18 protein-coding genes are annotated in these 18,019 nt (G+C 63.5%); 9 read left to right on the top strand and 9 right to left on the bottom strand.

Annotated features, from left to right (window positions below; translation table 11 throughout):
- Nucleotides 1–102 precede the first annotated feature (102 nt).
- Complete coding sequence (locus GFS60_RS23935) at nucleotides 103–3,417, top strand: protein kinase domain-containing protein (RefSeq protein ID WP_159925138.1); 3,315 nt, start codon at nucleotides 103–105, stop codon at nucleotides 3,415–3,417.
- 105 nt (nucleotides 3,418–3,522) lie between these two features.
- On the top strand, nucleotides 3,523–4,254 hold the full coding sequence (locus GFS60_RS23930; protein ID WP_159925137.1) for a TetR/AcrR family transcriptional regulator: 732 nt from the start codon (nucleotides 3,523–3,525) through the stop codon (nucleotides 4,252–4,254).
- 59 nt (nucleotides 4,255–4,313) lie between these two features.
- Here GFS60_RS23930 and GFS60_RS23925 read toward each other — a convergent pair whose 3' ends face one another.
- Nucleotides 4,314–5,348: a helix-turn-helix transcriptional regulator gene (locus tag GFS60_RS23925; RefSeq protein ID WP_159925135.1), complete on the bottom strand. Its 1,035-nt coding sequence runs from the start codon at nucleotides 5,346–5,348 to the stop codon at nucleotides 4,314–4,316.
- A 611-nt stretch (nucleotides 5,349–5,959) separates the two neighbouring features.
- Here GFS60_RS23925 and GFS60_RS39250 point away from each other — a divergent pair.
- Nucleotides 5,960–6,127, top strand: a complete 168-nt coding sequence (locus GFS60_RS39250; protein ID WP_236603271.1) for a Sir2 family NAD-dependent protein deacetylase — start codon at nucleotides 5,960–5,962, stop codon at nucleotides 6,125–6,127.
- On the opposite strand, the gene ppnP is transcribed toward GFS60_RS39250, so the two are convergent.
- The 8 genes from ppnP to GFS60_RS23880 form a co-directional block, all read right to left on the bottom strand.
- Entirely contained in the window at nucleotides 6,106–6,417 is a 312-nt protein-coding gene (gene ppnP / locus GFS60_RS23915) for a pyrimidine/purine nucleoside phosphorylase (RefSeq protein WP_159925133.1), read from the bottom strand. The two genes, GFS60_RS39250 and ppnP, sit on opposite strands and share 22 nt — an antisense overlap.
- 127 nt (nucleotides 6,418–6,544) lie before the next feature.
- Nucleotides 6,545–6,952, bottom strand: coding sequence for an SCP2 sterol-binding domain-containing protein (locus GFS60_RS23910; RefSeq protein WP_159925131.1), 408 nt, complete (start codon nucleotides 6,950–6,952; stop codon nucleotides 6,545–6,547).
- A gap of 203 nt (nucleotides 6,953–7,155) precedes the next feature.
- On the bottom strand, nucleotides 7,156–7,608 hold the full coding sequence (locus GFS60_RS39245) for a hypothetical protein (RefSeq protein ID WP_236603270.1): 453 nt from the start codon (nucleotides 7,606–7,608) through the stop codon (nucleotides 7,156–7,158).
- Between the two features lie 23 nt (nucleotides 7,609–7,631).
- On the bottom strand, nucleotides 7,632–8,666 hold the full coding sequence (locus GFS60_RS23900) for a helix-turn-helix transcriptional regulator (RefSeq protein ID WP_236603269.1): 1,035 nt from the start codon (nucleotides 8,664–8,666) through the stop codon (nucleotides 7,632–7,634).
- Between the two features lie 31 nt (nucleotides 8,667–8,697).
- Nucleotides 8,698–9,102, bottom strand: coding sequence for an SCP2 sterol-binding domain-containing protein (locus GFS60_RS23895; protein ID WP_159925127.1), 405 nt, complete (start codon nucleotides 9,100–9,102; stop codon nucleotides 8,698–8,700).
- Between the two features lie 157 nt (nucleotides 9,103–9,259).
- The gene (locus GFS60_RS23890; protein ID WP_236603268.1) at nucleotides 9,260–9,736 is read right to left on the bottom strand and encodes a tautomerase family protein; all 477 of its coding nucleotides are present in this window, start codon (nucleotides 9,734–9,736) and stop codon (nucleotides 9,260–9,262) included.
- Nucleotides 9,737–10,066: 330 nt separating this feature from the next.
- Complete coding sequence (locus tag GFS60_RS23885) at nucleotides 10,067–11,191, bottom strand: NADH:flavin oxidoreductase (protein ID WP_236603267.1); 1,125 nt, start codon at nucleotides 11,189–11,191, stop codon at nucleotides 10,067–10,069.
- Nucleotides 11,192–11,328: 137 nt separating this feature from the next.
- Nucleotides 11,329–11,955, bottom strand: a complete 627-nt coding sequence (locus tag GFS60_RS23880) for a CGNR zinc finger domain-containing protein (protein ID WP_236603266.1) — start codon at nucleotides 11,953–11,955, stop codon at nucleotides 11,329–11,331.
- 289 nt (nucleotides 11,956–12,244) lie between these two features.
- On the opposite strand from GFS60_RS23880, the gene GFS60_RS23875 reads away from it, so the two are divergent.
- From GFS60_RS23875 to GFS60_RS23850, 6 genes are all read left to right on the top strand, one after another.
- Complete coding sequence (locus GFS60_RS23875; RefSeq protein ID WP_159925123.1) at nucleotides 12,245–12,970, top strand: enoyl-CoA hydratase/isomerase family protein; 726 nt, start codon at nucleotides 12,245–12,247, stop codon at nucleotides 12,968–12,970.
- A gap of 91 nt (nucleotides 12,971–13,061) precedes the next feature.
- Nucleotides 13,062–13,871, top strand: a complete 810-nt coding sequence (locus GFS60_RS23870) for a crotonase/enoyl-CoA hydratase family protein (RefSeq protein ID WP_159925121.1) — start codon at nucleotides 13,062–13,064, stop codon at nucleotides 13,869–13,871.
- Between the two features lie 48 nt (nucleotides 13,872–13,919).
- A complete protein-coding gene (locus tag GFS60_RS23865) occupies nucleotides 13,920–15,104 on the top strand; it encodes an acetyl-CoA C-acyltransferase (protein WP_159925119.1) in 1,185 nt (394 codons plus the stop codon).
- Between the two features lie 299 nt (nucleotides 15,105–15,403).
- Nucleotides 15,404–15,955 (top strand): TetR/AcrR family transcriptional regulator, encoded by a 552-nt coding sequence (locus GFS60_RS23860; RefSeq protein ID WP_374434080.1) that lies wholly within the window; start codon nucleotides 15,404–15,406, stop codon nucleotides 15,953–15,955.
- Nucleotides 15,956–16,103: 148 nt separating this feature from the next.
- Nucleotides 16,104–17,327 (top strand): cytochrome P450, encoded by a 1,224-nt coding sequence (locus GFS60_RS23855; protein WP_159925115.1) that lies wholly within the window; start codon nucleotides 16,104–16,106, stop codon nucleotides 17,325–17,327.
- Nucleotides 17,324–17,911, top strand: a complete 588-nt coding sequence (locus GFS60_RS23850; RefSeq protein WP_159925113.1) for a TetR/AcrR family transcriptional regulator — start codon at nucleotides 17,324–17,326, stop codon at nucleotides 17,909–17,911. Before GFS60_RS23855 ends, GFS60_RS23850 begins: the two co-directional genes overlap by 4 nt.
- The last annotated feature ends 108 nt before the right edge of the window (nucleotides 17,912–18,019 follow it).

Here is an 18,019-nt window from a genome sequence, read left to right as displayed (position 1 = left end):
CCTGAAGTCACGTTCTCCTCGAGATGAGGCAAGTTGCCTCATCGAGGATGGGATCGTCCAGGTCCTGTTCTCGCTCTGCGGGGAGACGGTGAGGACACTCCGATGGCCGCAGGTGATCCGCTCGAGACCCAGCGCGGCGTGGCCCACACGGTCACGGCGGAGTTGAGCGCTGAGGGATTCGAGGACGCCCACGAAATCGGCCGGGGCGGATTTGGTGTCGTCTACCGCTGCGTGCAACCGGCGCTGGACCGCACTGTGGCGGTGAAGGTCCTTGCTGCGGACCTCGACGAGGAGAACAGGGTTCGGTTCTTCCGCGAACAGCGGGCGATGGGCCGCCTCACCGGACATCCTCACATTGTGAGCGCACTCCACGTCGGTGCCACCGACAGCGGTCGCCCCTACATCGTGATGCCCTACCACTCGCAGGATTCGCTCGACGTCCGGATACGCCGCGACAGCCCACTGCCGTTGGAGGAAGCACTCACGCTCGGGGTGAAGATGGCCGGTGCGCTCGAGACTGCACACCGCCTCGGGGTCCTGCACAGGGACCTCAAACCCGGGAACATCCTGCTCACCGACTACGGGGAGCCGGCGCTCACCGATTTCGGCATCGCCCATATCGCCGGCGGATTCGAGACCGCCACCGGCACCGTGACCGGGTCACCGGCCTTCACCGCGCCCGAGGTGCTGAGCGGCGAACCGCCGACTGAAGCCTCCGATATCTACGGTCTCGGTGCGACGGTGTTCTGCGCCGTCACCGGTCACGCCGCGTTCGAGCGCCACAGCGGTGAGCATGTGGTCGCTCACTTCCTCCGAATCACGACCCAACCGGTTCCGGACCTGCGCGAGCACGGCGTTCCCGAAGACGTATCGGAGATAGTCGACCGCGCCATGGCCGCCGATCCGCGGCAGCGTCCTGCTACCGCCGCCGACTTCGGCGACGAACTGCGGCGGGTCCAGCTCCACCATGGCTTCCCCGTCGACGAGATGGCCCTGTCCGGCGAACCGGACGCCCGCCGACACGATCCGGATCCGGCGCGCGCCCGCCCGAGGTCCACGGCGACTCCACCACCTACTCCATCGATGGCACCCGCCGTGAGGACTCCGGTGAGTAATCTGCCGCTCGAGCTCACCAGCTTCGTGGGCCGCCGCCATGAGTCGACCGAGGCGAAACAGCTGCTGTCGTCCGCTCGTCTGGTGACGTTGACCGGGATCGGTGGTGTCGGGAAAACGCGTCTGGCGCTTCGGCTGGCTGCCGATGTCCGGCGGAGGTTCGGTGACGGAGTCTGGTTGGTCGAACTGGGCGAGTTGCGGGATGGGTCACTCCTGACGGACACGGTTGCCGCGGCCCTGGGGCTGCGGGATCAGCCCGCGCGACAGCTCGACGACGTCGTGGCGGAGTTCCTCGCCTCCAGGCACCTTTTGCTTGTACTGGACAACTGCGAACAGGTGGTGGAGGCGGTCGCGGCATCCGCCGAGATGCTGTTGCGCACCTGTCCGCAGCTGCGGATCTTGGCCACGAGCCGCGAACCCTTGGGTATCGGCGGGGAGGCGGTGCTGCGAGTTCCCCCGCTGAGGGTCCCGGCCCCAGACCACGAGCCCTCGCTGCGGGCGCTGACCGGGTACGACGCGGTGGCGTTATTCGTACAGCGCGCCGCGGCCGCCGTGCCCGGATTCGAACTCACCGACGACAACCGGATGGCGGTGGTCCGAATCTGCCACCAACTCGACGGCCTACCGTTGCCGATCGAGCTGGCGGCGGCACGGTTGCGTGCGATGTCGCCCGAGCAGATCCTGCAGCGGCTGACCGACCGGTACACGCTGCTGACTCTCGGCAATCGCGGTGCACCGACACGTCAGCAGACCCTGCGGCTGTCCATCGACTGGAGTCATGAGCTCTGTACGCCTCGGGAACAGCAGCTGTGGGCCGAGCTGTCGGTGTTCGCGGGAAGTTTCGAACTGGATGCTGCCGAGGCGATCTGCGGGGAGGACCTGACCCCCGAGGAGTTGCTCGACACAGTGACGGCATTGGTCGACAAGTCGATCCTGCTCCGGGAAGACGCCGGCTCGGCGGTGCGGTTCCGGATGCTCGAGACCCTGCGCGACTACGGCAAGGAAAAGGCCGAGCAGACCGGTATCCATTCGATATTGCGACGACGGCACCGCGTTTGGTATCAGCGTTTGGTGTTGCAGGTGGAGGCCGAGTGGATCAGTCCGCAGCAGCTGGAGTGGATAGCGCGGCTCGAGAGGGAACAGTCGAATTTGCGTGAGGCGATGGAATTCTGCCTGGCGGAGGAACCCGGTACCGGCGCCGAGGACGGTCTCCGGATAGCGGCGGCCCTGTTCCCGTTCTGGCTCTCCCGCGGACTGTTCCGGGAGGGACGGCACTGGCTCGACCGCGCCCTGGCGCATTACTCCGAGCAACCGACCGCTTCACGAGTAGGGGCGCTGTACGCCGCCAGCGTGTTCGCGGGCGTTCAGGGTGACCTTCCGGCCTCGAGGGCCCTGGTGGACGAAGCGCAGGCTCTGATCCCCCAGGTAACCGACCCGCTGGTCCGCGCACGCGTCACCCATGCAGACGGTCTTCTTGGACTCGTCAGCGGCGACCTTCCCCACGCCTGCACGCGTATGGAGGAAGCGCTGGAGGTGTTCGGCGCCCGCGGCGACCTGTCGTCGCGAGTATGGGGCCTGATGATGCTCGGGCTGGTGTACGAATTGCAGGGAGATGTCCCGCGGGCGATCGAGTGCCATCAGAAGGTTCTGGACATCACCGAAGCACACTGTGAATCGGTGTACCGGTCGTACTCCCTGTGGGCGCTGGGAGTGGCGGCCTTGCAGCAGGGCGATCGCGGTCAGGCGGCGGAACTGCTAGAACAGTGCTTGCGGCTGAGCCGGTTGGTGGACGATCCATTCACTGCCTCGATGACCCTGGAGGCTCTGGCGTGGATCGCCGGCACCGAGGGCCGCGCACGACGCGCCGCCATCCTGATGGGGGCCGCAGAGGCGCTGGGCCGTGCCCTGGGAAGCACCTCGGTGCTGTTCCCCACCTTGCTCGTACGCCACGAGGATTGCGAACGGCTCACTCGCACCTTACTGGGTGAGCGCGCATTCGAGGCGGCCAGAAGGGAGGGTGCGGTCATGGGATTCGAGGGAGCGGTCGCCTACGCCCTCGGCGAGCGCACCGAGGCCACGACACAGCCCGCCGGTAGCAGTGCGACGGGCCTGACCAAGCGGGAGCGAGAGGTCGCGGAGCTGGTAGCGCAGGGCCTCACCAACAAGGCCATCGCCGCCAAGCTGGTGATATCGCCGCGCACCGCGCAGGGCCATGTGGAACACATTCTGACCAAGCTCGGGTTCACCTCACGAACACAGATCGCGGGTTGGGTCCTGGAGCACGCGCAGGACAAGCGCGGCTGACCGGTACGGCGACGCCGTCTGGCCAGCACGCCGCGCGCAGCTTCTTGTAACCTCGTTCCCAGGCCCCTCATACGGGGCGATGCGAACTGGGGAAGGTGGACGCGGATGCCGAGCCCCGACAAGGAGGCCACTGTTCGGTTGACGTCCGAACAGATCATCGAGCGGCTGGTCGACGCGGCGACGACTCTGCTCGCAGAGGCGGGCCCATCCGAGATCAAAGCGCGGTCGGTCGCTGAAGCGGCGCAGGTGTCGACGATGTCCGTCTATTACCATCTCGGGGGCCTGCCTGAGCTGCTTCAGGCCGTAGTCGACAGAGGCTTCCGCGATCTCGCCCTTGCCTTCGAGTCGGTACCCGACAGCGACGATCCCGCCGCGGATCTCTTCGGTATTGCGTTGGCCTGCCGACAGCTGGCCCAGGCCAATCCGCATCTCTATGACCTGATGTTCGGCCTCGCGACGCGCCGTGGATACCGTCAGCTCAGACCAGCCCGCTCGGGTGCCGCTGCCCAGTCCGAGGCGTTTGGGACGGCGTATTCGCTTCTGGTCGGCCGATGTGCCCGATTCGTAGGAAGCGGTCGCATCCGCGGCGGCGAGAATCCGGACGTGATCGCCACGCAGCTTTGGAGCTGCGTGCACGGATTCGTGACCCTGGAGTTGGGCGGTCACTTCGCCCAGTTCCCCGATCCGGTCGACCAGGTCCTGCAACCGACAATGGTGAACTTGCTGGTGGGACTGGGCGATACCGCGGAGTCGGCACAGTCATCGCTGGTGAATGCACTCCGCGCGCATTCGCGCGAGTCGGACCGCAGCGCCGCGGATCCACGGGCGAGAGGGTAATTAACCGCAGAACCGTGATCAAGTGCGTGAGCGTCCAGTGCTTGCCGCTCCGGTCCGATTCAGCTGGCCAAGTCATCAATTGTCGACGCAGAGTACGGGTTCAGGGTGTCCGTTTCCGCCTGCATCTCGACACTGGCAATGCCGTAGCACTCCCGATAGTCGCTGGGTGACATCGACAGGAACTTTCGGAACTCGCGACCGAAATGGCTTGCGTCGTAAAACCCCCAGCGGTGGGCAATGGACCCGATCGGAATGTCAGTGGCGACCACGTCGCGGCGTGCGCTGGCGAGTCTCTGCATGCGTACAACCGACCCGACGGTGTCACCCGTGAGGGAGAAGGCGCGATGCACCGTGCGGCTCGAGACGTTGAACGCTCTGGCCATGTCAGCGACGCGGATCGGGCCGCTCCGAAGGTGCTGCTTGATCCACTGATCGAGCTGTGATCGGAGGGCGGGCAGGAGCGTAGGACCGTCGCATGCCGCACGGGTGTTGCTCCGGATCACCCCGGCCACCAGCGTGAGCAGCGCCTCTCGTGCCGCCTCTGCGTCTGCGACGTCCATGGACGATACGTGCGAACCCATGCTTTCTACGAAACTGATCAGGACCCGCGCCAGCGGGCGGGATTGATCGAGCATCACGCAATCGGGGATCGAACCGCCGGTGTCGTATGACGCCAATGCGGACAGGGGGATGATCACACTGCGTTTCCGGAGGCCGGGCGATACGGTGGAGTTGTACGCCACTCGACCCGTCGAGATGAGGCCGGTTCCAGATTCGATGCGAGCGGAACCCGATTGCAGTTCGAAGTGTTGAGTACCGGAGGATGCTGTGAGCAGCATCAGCACCTCGGTGTCCGACGTTTCGATCAATCGCTTCGTGCGACTCACTTTCAGTGCGGGGCAATCCCACTCGGTGACTTTGATGTCGCTGAGATCGAGGGATCGCAGTACTCCGTGGCCTTCACCCTCTGCGTCGGCCGAAATATCGATTCCCATCGGCACGAGCCGCCCCGCCATCGCGTTCTCCCAAGCCGACCGGCGATCCCGACGCTCGACCTGGCGGAGGTCGAGCATGGGGACCGAGCCGTCTTTCATGACGCTGTGCTTCAGCGGCCTCGAACGAGGAGGTCGGTCCGTCCAGCGTTCTTCGGCAGCATGACGCACTTCCGAAACAGCTGTATGACCGCCGGAAAGGCTCTGGGCAAGCTCGGCATACCCCGGACGATCATTGCGCCTGCGGTCACACGACCGAGAAGTTCCGGCGCTGCGTGGAGTAGACATGTGATCGATTCCAATCCTGATGGCCGTGGCGCGACCGGACGGCAACGAGGTTGCTCGCAGTCCATAATGAAAGTTGTAACGAAGTTAGGAACACGCTACGCGGTCGACTTTCGTGTGGCAAGGGTCACATCGAGGTGCGTGTTAACTGAGTCTTCCGGCACGGGTTCGAGGTGCGATCAGCTTGCGCTGACGGTCGCGCTCTCGCAAATTCCAATCGCCGTGACGTCGTGTCGAAAAGAATTCCGGGGAAGCGCGGCGAGCATGTTGTGGATCGCGAGCACGGCGCTGAAGGATGTGGGGCGTTCACGCTCGATGAGGTCGATAAGACCATCGGCCGAACCGGTCGACGAGGTCGGACCCGACGAAGATGCGGTGGTCGCCGTACCGCGAATTTTCAAAAGGTGAACTGCGCACGCTGCGGCGGCATGCTCGGGCCGGACATCGTGTACTTCGGAGAGAACGCGCCCGAGGATTGCGCCGCCGCATCGTTCGAACTGGTCGACGCCACGGACACGCTCTTGATGGCGGGTTCTTCGCTGATGTTGATGGCCGGCCCGCGTTTCGCGCCGGTTCAGCCGAAGTGGCAGACGTAGTGCAGCGTTGTCAGGACCTCGATCTCAAATGAGCTGTTGCCGGGGACGTTGAACGATTCGCCGCCGCGGTAGGTGAGGGTCTCGGTCTGACCCGCGAGCGTGACCTTGCATTCGCCGTCGATCAGTTCCATGATTTCCGGCGCGGCAGTGTTGAACGTCAGGGTCGAGGGCTGGATGACACCGACCGACTTGGAGGTGCCGTCGGCGAGCTCAATGTTGTAGCTCACGCATTTGCCGTCGAAGTACACATTGGCCTTCTTGGCCACGCTGACGTTCTCGAACCGCGCCATGATCTCTTTCCCGAGGTGATGAAGGTGGAGCCGTCAGCGTACGTGACCCTCGACGCTCGACCTGACGGAGGTCGAGCGTCGCGACCAGTCGTCTTTCACGATGTTGCGTTCCATCGTTCAGGCGGCGTCACTTGACGAGCAGGTCCGTCCGTCCATCTTTCTTCAGCAGCTCGATGTAAGTCGGGAAAAGCTTCGTTTGCGCGTTAATGGCTTTGGCCACGATTTTCATGTTCCCTTCCATGCCGATGTCGCCCCTCATCACAGCCATGGTCAGATTGAGGTCGCCCTGCCAGAAGCGGTTCGCATATTCGCCAGTCATCCGGAAGGTGCAATCTGCCTTGCCGTCCGCTGCGCCGGGAACGGCGGTCAGGTTCGGCATGTCGATGATCATGGAGCCGTCGGGTTCGGTGGTGAGGATCTCGAAGACACCCGGGATGTTCGAGAGCTTCTCGAACAGGTCCGGGTCACTCTTCGCGTGTTCGAAAGCCATGCCGATATACTTGTACAGTTCCTCGGCGGTCGGTGTTGCGGACATCTGTTGGTTGTTCCTCTCGTGACGGCCGTGACACGACCGGGGCGGCAGCAAAGTTGCCCCTCCATTGGAGCGGGCACTGCGACAAACCAGATATGTGGCCTGGGTCGCAACTTAGGTTAGGAGTGGGCCGTGGCGCTCACTAGGACCACGACGACCGGTGGCGGTATTGTCACGCCACTCGGAGCTCTCGGGCAGGAACGCGCTTACGCGGTCGACATCAACGCAATGAACCGAAGAACCGTAATCGGGTGTGCGATCAGCCCCTTGACGATGAGCTCCCTGCGGAGGATTGAGCGGATCACAGCCATACCCTGCCTGCTGAAGAAGCCTGTCGGGATCAGCCCGCCCGCCCGCATCCTCAGCTGTGACACGGCCATCAGCTGATCGCCCGTCGTGTCGATCACGGTGACACTGGGTAGCCCGGCTATATCGTTCAGAACCAAGGCCTTGTCGGATCCGAAGAGAATTGTGCATTCTGTCCCGGATCCGCCTTCGCGCACTGCAATCGGCCGTGTCATTCGAGCGGCTATCTTGCGTCGTCCCGGGAAATTGTCAAAGTTCTCTTGAAGTAGAAGTGCGGTCAACGATGCCATGCCGTTGGGATCACCATCAGCGTAAAATGTGCACTTGTACAGGTATTCCGTTGTTTGTGTCATGCGGGGAGCCTTTGCAGAGTTGATTAGCTGGCCAAGTCGTCCATGGTCGATGCAAATCGCGGGTTCGGCGTTTCGATATCGGAACGCTTGCCGACATGGGAAGTTCCGAAACTATCCCGATAGTCGCTCGGCGACATGGACAGAGAAGCTTTGAACTCGCGACCGAAATGGCTGGCGTCGTAATATCCCCAACGGTGGGCGATAGACCCGATCGGGAGACTGGTGGCGACGACATCGCGGCGGGCACCGGCGAGTCTCTGCATACGAACGACCGATCCGACTGTGTCTCCCGTCAGGGAGAAGGCTCGATGCACCGTACGGCTCGAGACATTGAATGCCTTGGCCATGTCGACCACGCGGATCGGGCCACCGCGTAGGTGTTCCTTGATCCACCCCTCGAGCTGTGACCGCAGGGCCGGAAGCAGGGCCGGTCCGTCGTACGCCGCGCAGGTGTTGCTGCGGATCACCCCGGCCACGAGCGTGAGCAGCGCGTCGCGCGCGGCGTCGACCTCGGCGGGGTCCATGGACGTGATGTGGGTGCCCATGCTGTCCACGAAGCTGATCAGCAGGCGCGTCAGCGGACGAGATTGGTCGAGTATCAGGCAGTCGGGAATCGCACCGCCGGTGTCATAAGGGGCGAGGGCCGCGAACGGGATGACCACGCTTCGCTTCCGCAGCCCGCTCGACACAGTGGAGGAGTACGCCACTCGAGTCGTCGAAATGAGGGCGGTCCCGGCTTCCATGCGCGCGGTTCCCGAATCCAATTCGAAGACTTGACTGCCCGCCGACGCGGTGAGGAGCATCAGCGCCTCAGTTTCCGTCGTCTCGACCAGTCGCTTCGTGCGGACGAGTTTCAGCTCGGGGCACTCCCATTGGGTCACCTTGATATCGCTGACGTCGAGGGATCGGAACATCCCGTGGTCGTCCTCGTCCGAGTCGGCCGAGAGGTGGACGCCCATCGGCACCAGCCGGCTCGCCATCGCCCGCTCCCACGCTGCCCGGCGGTCCCGGCGCTCGACCTGGCGAAGGTCGAGCGTCGAGACCGAATTGTCCGTCACGAGGCGGTGTTCCATCGTTCGAACAGCGCGATCACACGAGTAGGTCTGCCCGGCCGGCGTCCGTCAGCAGCTTGATGTACGTCGGGAAAAGTTCCTTGGCTGCCGGAATGGCTCTGGCCAAGGTGGCCATCTTCCCTTCGATGCCGATCGCACCCGACGTCACCGACAAGAGGAGATTCAGGTCGCCCTGCCAGAAGCGGTTCGCGTATTCACCCGTCATGCGGAGGGTGCAGTCCGACTCGGCGTCAGCGCTGCCCTGGACGGCGGTCATGCCCGGGATGTCAATGATCACGACGCCGTTGGGCTCGGTGGTGACTACCTTGAGTACCCCCTCGGTGCCCGATAGCTTCTCGACGAGCTTCGGGTCGCTTTTGGCTTGTTCAAACGTCAGTCCGATGAACTTGTACAGGTCCTCGGCACTGGGAGATGGGGACATTCTTGTGATTCCTCTCGTGACGGCCGTGACACGACCGGGCGGCAACGACGTTGCCTGTGAACTCATAGTGAAAGGTTCGGATGTGTTGACGCTGTTGGGTAGTCGAATTGTCCGGCGGCATCTGCGCAGACGGCCACCCTCGACGCGGCTCTAGCCGCTAGACCAATTCCCACTCGACGGCGGCGTTCAGGCGCGCCCATTCCCGCTCCGCATCCGAATCTCCGGGCGGAGGCTTGATCCCATTGGTCCGCCACAGTTGGATCGGGGTTTCATCGATATGGATCTCCCAGCGGAAACCGCGGTCCTTGACGTGGGGTGCGATTGCGTCCTCGAAAGCGGCCATGGTCATATCCCGGAAGTCGTCCGACTCCGGCATACGGCGGGCAATGTGATCGATCGTGATGCGGACGAAATCGTTCGCCGGTTCCCCGCCGATCCAGATGGAGTCGGCCGGCTGGTCGTGAAACACGACCACGACGTAGAACCGCGGCAGCCCCGCGAAGTCCACGTAGGTGTCGGTGATCGCGTCCGTGAACGCCTTCTTCTGTTCCTTGCTGTACGCCCCTTCGGGCACGTAAATCTTCCACATCGGCATGTCGTTCTCCCTGTCCTTCAAAGCTGGCAACCTGGCCATCGGTGTGGTCTAAGCCACAACCAAAGATTACGAACGCCACGTCCCCGTCAATAGGACCAGGGCGACGGGTGACGGTATTTCTACGCCCGAGAACCGCGCCGACGAGGTATGCCGATAACGCGCACAACGGCCGGTCCAGGCGAACTTGCCCGGATCCGGCCGTTGAAGAACTGTTAATTATTTCGATGTAAGTACGTCGGCAATGTGGCCGGCGTCTCGTTGATTCATGCTGCGCGAGAGGATGATACCGCCAACTCGATCACGCAAACCCCTTCGTGTCGAGAAGGCTTGCGGTGCAGGCGTGGATCGAGAGTCACCTCGACGCGGAAGTCAGTAGAGAGACTCGAGGAGCGCGGCGTCGTAGGGATCGGCATCGTTCAGGCGACCCGCGAGCGCTTTGCGAGCCCACTCGGGGTCGGCGATCAGCGCACGGCCGACTGCAACGAGGTCGAATTCATCGCGTTCAGCACGGTCGAGTAGTTCAGCGATGTCCGCGACCGCAGACTGTGTTGGCCTGCCATCAGGCCCGGCGAATTCCTTGTCCAGACCGACGGAGCCGACCGTAACCGATGCTTTACCAGTGACTTTCTTGGCCCAGCCAGCGAGATTCAGGTCGCTACCTTCGAACTCCGGAAGCCAGTAGCGGCGAGTAGAAGCGTGGAAAACATCGACACCGGCGTCGGCCAGCGGCGCCAAGATTGCCTCCAGTTCCGTGGGCGTATGGGCGATACGCGCGTCGAACTGTCCCGACTTCCACTGCGACAGCCGGAAGAAGATAGGGAAACCGGGTGTGACTGCCGCCCGGACGGCCTCGACGACCTCGGCGGCGAAGCGAACCCTGGATGCGAGGTCACCGCCATAGGCATCGGTACGCCGATTGGTCCGTTCCCAGAGGAATTGGTCGACGAGGTAGCCGTGGGCACCGTGCAATTCCAGACCGTCGAATCCTAGGTCCTGGGCGGCCGCAGCCGCGGTGGCGAAGCTTCCGATGACGTCATCGATATCAGCGGCACTGAGTGCAATTCCGTGGGGCACACCATCGAGGGCCAAACCGGAAGGACCCACGGGCGGCGCTGTACTGATGGGTCCAGCCCCTTCGGTGCGAGTAGAGCCCACGTGCCAAAGTTGGGGAATTATCTTTCCTCCGGCCTGGTGCACAGCCGACACCACATTCCGCCAACCGGCGAGGGCTTCGCCGCCCCAGAAGCGTGGGACCCGCTCGCTGGTGCCTGATGAGGCGTGCTGCACCAACGTCCCCTCGGTGATGATCAGGCCGACGTCCGCGGCAGCGCGACGCGCGTAATACTGGGCCACGTCATCGCCGGGGACTCCGCCCGGCGAAAAGTACCGCGTCAGCGGCGCCATGACGATGCGGTTGGGTACTACCAGGTCACCAACACTGAAGGGGCGCCCGAGAACCTGCACTGTCCGCACGACACCTGGGGTTGTGGTCACGTGTTTCCTCCTGAGGATCCGAAGATGCCGGCTAGGCATGCAAGAAATGACCGTATCAGTTTTGGTCATTTCACACCATGGCACCATTTCATCGCCCCACCTCACGAGCGACTATGCACACACGCTGTCTCGGCGCACTACGATTCGGGGGTTCGGGCCCGCTGACGAGCCCTGTGCGCACGCAGGTTTGCCGGGTTTCCGCACAGCTTGGCGGAATGCCACACCGCACTGTTATTGCGCGAGGAATCGTAGAAAGTCGCCCCGCAGCGCGCATTTCGGCAGACCTTGAGTCGGCGCCACGCGCCCGCCTGTTGGGCCAGGAAGACCTCGAGCAAGACCACAGCGGCGAAGTACCGCCACCCTTGCCCACGGGGCTCGAGAACCGCGTGTCCACCGCGATCGAGCCGTATGGCCGCCGCCGCGACATGAACTGCCGGTGCATCGTAGCCACCGCCGCCAACGCGCGGCTCGAGTAGCTGCAGCAATTCGGAGCGCAGCCCGACGAGTTCCTCCAGGTCATGGGCAGCGAGAGGGACCGGCGCAGCCGACTGCCCCGATCGCGCCGCCCAGGTCGCCAGCGCTCTATCGAGCCAGGCCTGTGCGTCAGAAAGGCTGCCGAGTAGGTCGATCTCTCGCGGGCGTCCGGTCGAGATCGTGTTGACGAAGTCGTGCACCAGCGCCAACCCGGCCGGCGCCGGCGCAATCTCGTACCGCGCGCAGGCAGACCACGTCATGGCTGAGCCTTCTCCGGGCTTGTGTTCCATTGACATGACTGTAATCGGTTAGGTCACTCGTTCGATACCCCATCGAGACGACGCTTTTTCACCCTGCGCTCTTGACGGTCTGGTCTAGACGCCCTAGTCTAAAGCGCATTCGGTCGGGCGGGGATTGCAGTGCATCGTCGCCCGCGCGGCGGCGCACTTCGAATGCCGAACGCGTGGCCATCGACACCGGCTCAGTGCACTCCATCGGCCGCGCGGCCGCATTTTCGGCGAATGTGTAGGTCCACCGCCAGCCGCACCATATTTGCGCACCAAACCTCGAAGGAACAAGATGTCCCTCATTACCGATACGGTGGCACCTGGCATTCGCCTGTTGACAATCGACAGACCAGCCAAACGCAACGCCTTCGATATCGAAACCTATGTTGCACTGGCCGAGGGCATTGTGGAGGCCGACCGCGACCACGAAGTACGCGTCATCGTCATTACGGGTAGTGGTGGCGTTTTCACCGCCGGCAATGATCTTGTCGATTTTCGGGATCAGCCCGATTCGATGGCTGCATTCGATCTTCTGCGTACCTTGGTCGTGACAGAGAAACCGATTGTCGCGGCAGTGGAGGGATTTGCGGTCGGCATCGGGGCGAGCATGCTCCTGCACTGCGACTTAGCTTTCGCGGGCAGTTCGACCGTCTTCTCGCTGCCGTTTGTCACTCTAGGCCTGACCCCTGAAGGCGCCACAACGCTTGTGTTGCCCCGTATCGCCGGTGTCAAACTGGCCACCGAGTTGCTGATGCTCGGGAAGAAATTTACCTCGAAGCGGGCAGAAGAGGCCGGTCTCATCAACCGCGCAGTCGCCGACGGGACCGCACTTGCTGCTGCCCTCGAGACCGCAACTTCTCTTCAGGAACTGCCCACCGAATCGGTGCGCATCACCAAACGCCTTCTCCATCGCGACCGACTCGAGGTCCTCCAGGTAATCGACGAGGAAGCAGAGTTTTTCCGAAAACGGTGCCATTCAACAGAAGCCAAGGCTGCAATTGCGCATTTTCTCAATTGATTCGTGGCCGGCCCCCCGGCGGCGATAAATAGCCGACAAGAGCTCGCCCTTGGGTGGGCCGCATTTCAGTCCAACAGAAGGAGCGAAGAGAATGCCTGAATCGACGATCGAAGCCGGCGTGAAGTCCAGCACTGTCACCACCGAGGTACGCGGAAACGTGCTGTTGATCGGCCTGAATCGGCCCGACAAGAAGAACGCGTTGACTGGGGAGATGTTCTCGGCCCTGGCCGACGCATACAAGCGTTACGACAGCGATGACGATCTGCGCTGTGCCGTGCTGTACGGCGAGGGCGGGGTGTTCTGCGCCGGCGCGGATATGACGCAGCTCAAGGAACTCGTCGAAAGCGGCGCGCTGGTCTACAACGAAGGAGAGTACGACCCCTTCGGAATGGAGGGTTCTCGGTTGTCGAAGCCGTTGATCACTGCTGTTCATGGGATGTGCTTCGCTGGCGGACTCGAGCTCGCTCTCGCTGGTGAGTTCATCGTCGCCGCCGAGGGCACGCTGTTCGGCCAGCCAGAGGTTCTGCGCGGTGTCTTTGCGTTCGGAGGTGGTGCGGCGCGATGGGCCGAGCGTGTCGGCTATGCCAATGCGCAACGGTACCTGCTCACCGGCAATCACTTGAATGCGACGGAAGCGCACCGGATCGGCCTGGTGCAAGAGGTCGTTCCGGCGGCCGAGCTCTTCGATCGCGCCCTCGGGTTGGCCAATGAGATCGCAGCAGCGGCGCCGATGGGAGTGCATCACTCGCTTGCCGTGTCCCGCATTGCAGCCGCTGAGGGAACTACGGCCGCATTCAAGGCAGTTCCTCAGCTGCGGTCCGAGGTCGTCGGAAGCAGCGATGCCGCCGAAGGCGTCGCGTCGTTCCTGGAGCGCCGGGCCGGCGTCTACACCGGCAACTGAGTCGGAACGCACCGGCCGACAACATCAACATCTAAGGACAGAAGAATCATGAGAGAAGCAGCAATCGTCTCGACGGCGCGTACACCCATTGGAAAGGCGTATCGCGGCGCGTTCAACAATACTCATAGTGCGACGTTGGGCGGCCACGCCGTCGAGCACGCGCTGAAGAAGGCCGGACTCGAGCCCTCTCGCGTCCAGGACGTCGTGATGGGAGCCGCCCTCACGACCGGAGTGCAGAGCGGTGATATCGCGCGTCAGGTCGCGATCCGCGCCGGAATCCCCGTCACTACACCGGCAATCACCGTCAGCAAGTTCTGCACGTCGGGGTTGGAAGCGATTGTCGCGGGTTCCTACCGGGTGCTCCAGGAGGGGCTCGATGTAGTCGCCGCCGGTGGCGTCGAATCGATCAGCCAGATTCAGGTCCCGGGCTACGAGTTCATGATCGAAGAGCCGTGGATCAGGCAGAACAGGCCTGACTACTACATGCACATGATCGAAACGGCCGAGGTGGTCTACGACCGATACGGCGTGAGCCGGGAGTCTCAGGACGAGTTTTCGTTCCAGAGCCAGCAACGCACAGCCGCCGCTCAGGCCGCGGGTCTGCTGGACGACGAGATCGTTCCGATGGAATCGGTCAAGCGAGTCGTCAACAAGGAAACTGGCGAGGAATCGTTCAGTACCGTCACCCTCGCACACGATGAAGGCAACCGGCCCAGCACCACATTGGAGGGCTTGCAGGCCCTGAAGCCGGTGATGCGTGCCGATGGATGTGTCACGGCGGGTAACGCCAGCCAGCTCTCCGATGGTGCGTCGGCGGTCATCGTGATGAATCGCGACACTGCGGAGAAGGAAGGTATCGAGCCGCTCGGATACTTCCGTGGCTACACCAGTGTCGGCGTCGAACCCGACGAGATGGGCATCGCACCCGTGTACGCGGTACCGGCGTTGCTGGATCGGTTCGGCCTGAGCGTCAACGATATCGGTCTGTGGGAGCTCAACGAGGCCTTCGCGGTTCAGGCGGTCTACTGCCGTGACAAGCTGGGCATCCCCGACGAACTCCTCAACGTGAACGGTGGCGCCATTTCGATCGGCCACCCCTACGGCATGAGCGGAGCCCGCATGGCGGGACACGCCCTGATCGAAGGCAAGCGGCGCGGCGCGAAGTACGTCGTCGTGACGATGTGCGCCGCGACCGGCCTGGGTGGTGCCGGTCTGTTCGAGGTTGCCCTGTAATCGGCACAGCTTGATTTCGAAATCGGCTCACTGGCCGCACCGAGTCTTGCGGCGATCCGGCTGTCGACCCGCCGGATCGCCGCGGACAAATCCCGTGGTTTCCTCAGTACGGGAAGGTCGGGAACGTGATTTTCACACCGACCGCGGAGACCTGAAGCATCCTTGTCTAGACTGGATGGTCTAGGTCTTTTCGATCGGGACAGGTGGGTGCCACTATGCGGGAGTCGACGACAAAGCACGACAGCCGGAAACCTGACGGCGAGCGGCGCAACCGCAAAGACCTCCCACACAAAGAGCGACTGCTCCGACAGGGCATGAGCGAGTTCTATGCGCACGGTTTCAGCGGCACGACCGTCGATGCCCTACTCCATTCGACCGGCGTTCCGAAGGGATCGTTCTACCACCACTTCGGGTCCAAAGAGGCGTTCGGCCAAGCTGTTCTGGAGCGATACTGTTCCTTCCAGATGGACTTGCTCGCCTCCTGGGCAGTGCGCCCCGGACTCGGCACGGTGGAGAAACTGACCGGCTATTTCGACGCAATGGCCGACGGTTTCATCGACTCCGGGTTTCAACGGGCGTGCTTGGTCGGCAAATTCTCCACCGAAGTAGCCGCCACTTCCGAGTCCTTTCGGCACCACCTCGACGAGGACCTTCGAATCTGGCACTCCAGCCTCTGCGACATCCTCACTCGAGGCCAAGCCGACGGAGATGTCCGGGCCGATCGGAGTCCCCAGGAACTGGCCGACGCACTCCTCGCCCTGATTCAGGGCGCGTTCGTGGTGGCGCTGTCCACCCGCAATGCCGAGTCACTCCGGTCCGTCTGCGCGACCATCCCGGTCATCCTCACATAAGCCATTTCGATCGGCGTGTGTACGCGGCCGGTGGCATCTGGCGCCGGGTGCGTCACCCGGCACCGGAAGGGCCCGCACGCACGACCGAGCCATTCCTCGACACATCACTGTGGTTGACACATTGCCGAATATGTCTCAACATCGATACATGACCGCAAATGTGTCGAACAGCGTGTCCTTCGTGCCGAGGTCGGGTGACTCGTGGCGTGACCCGTGGCAGATGTACGCGCAGTTGCGCGATCACGATCGTGTGCACCAGGTCGTTCCTGAGGACCACTCGGGGCACGACTACTGGGTGCTGTCCCGGTACGCGGATGTCTACGCTGCCGCGAGGGACGCGGGCACGTTCTCCTCCGCTTCCGGACTCACCACCACCTACGGCGAGCTGGAGAAAATCGGGCTGCAGGACAACCCTCCCCTGGTGATGCTCGACCCGCCCGATCACACCGCGTTCCGGCGGCTGGTGTCGAAAGGTTTCACACCACGCCAGGTCACCGCCGTGGAGCCCGCCGTCCGGGAATTCGTGGTGCAGCGGATCGAGCGGCTCCGCGAGATCGGCGAGGGCGACGTGGTGAAGGAGCTGTTCAAACCCTTGCCCAGCATGGTCGTCGCCCACTACCTCGGGGCTCCCGAAGAAGACCGGGACCGGTTCGACGGCTGGACCGAGGCGATCGTGGCGGCCAACGCCCAGGGCGACACCCTGAACGCGACCGATGCGATCACCGAGTTGATGACGTACTTCTCCACGCTGATCGAGCGTCGTCGCACCGAACCCGAAGACGATACGATCTCCCACCTCGTCGCCGGCGGGATGGGCACCGACGGCGACGTGGAAGGTTTGCTCTCGATCCTCGGATTCGCCTTCACGATGGTGACGGGCGGCAACGACACCACCACGGGAATGCTGGGCGGGGCAGTGCAATTGCTGACGGAGCGCCGCGACCAACGGCAACTCCTCATCGACCGCCCCGAACTCATCGGCGATGCCGTCGAAGAACTTCTGCGTCTGACGTCGCCGGTGCAAGGCCTCGCCCGCACCACCACGAGGGACGTCGAGATCGAGGGCACCGTCATCCCGGAGGGGCGAAAGACGTTGCTGCTGTATGGTGCAGCGAACCGCGACCCGCGCCAGTTCGGGTCCGACGCCGAAGAGGTCGACGTGCAACGACGACCGAAGCAGATTTTGACGTTCAGTCACGGGGCCCACCACTGCCTCGGAGCGGCCGCTGCCCGAATGCAGGCACGCATCGCCCTGGAGGAGCTGCTCGCCCGCTGCCCCGACTTCACCGTCGACATCGATGCCGTCGTCTACGCGGAAGGCAACTACGTGCGCCGCCCGACGAGTATCCCGTTCACGGTGCGCGGATCGTGACCGGGGACTGGATGCGCGACGAGCGCCCCCGCGTCGCCGCCGAACGCATCCTCGATGTCGCGGCACAGTTGTACGTCGAGAACGGCATCAACGCCGTCGGGATGGCCGAGGTTGCCCGGGCCGCAGGGTGTTCGCGCGCCACCATCTACCGTTACTTCGACAGCCGCCAGGCTTTGCAACTCGCCTTCGTCCATCGCGAGGCCCGCCGCATCGGTGCGCTGATCGCACAAGACGTCTCGGGCACCGCCGACCCGCAGAACGTGATCGTCGAGGCGATGCTCACGGCGATCCGGCTCGTCCGCCGCGACCCCACCTTGGCCGCCTGGTTCCAGTTGGGCGACTCGGGACTTGCCGCACAGATTGCGCACTCCTCGGAGGTCATCGAGTCGCTGGGCGCCGCCTTCCTCGGGCAGACGGGACTGGGTGGCGAGGAGACGTCACGCCGAGCACGGTGGCTCGTGCGCGTCATCGTCTCGCTGCTCACCGTTCCCGGAGTCGACGACGACGACGAGCGCGCCATGATCGAGCAGTTCGTCGCGCCCGTCATCGCCGGCCCGCACGAACGGGACGCTCGCTCGATCTGACGCAACGAACGTCCCGTTCGTGTGGTGGGATGGACGGACAGGGTAGGCGCGGCAGGGACAGGGTAGGCGCGGCAGGGACAGGACATGACAGGTCCCGGGCGGACTGGA

It is taken from the genome of Rhodococcus sp. WAY2, from assembly GCF_009859915.1.
GTDB lineage: Bacteria > Actinomycetota > Actinomycetes > Mycobacteriales > Mycobacteriaceae > Rhodococcus_F > Rhodococcus_F oxybenzonivorans.
Note: the sequence above shows the minus strand (reverse complement) of the source record. Positions and strands in the feature narration are given on the sequence as shown.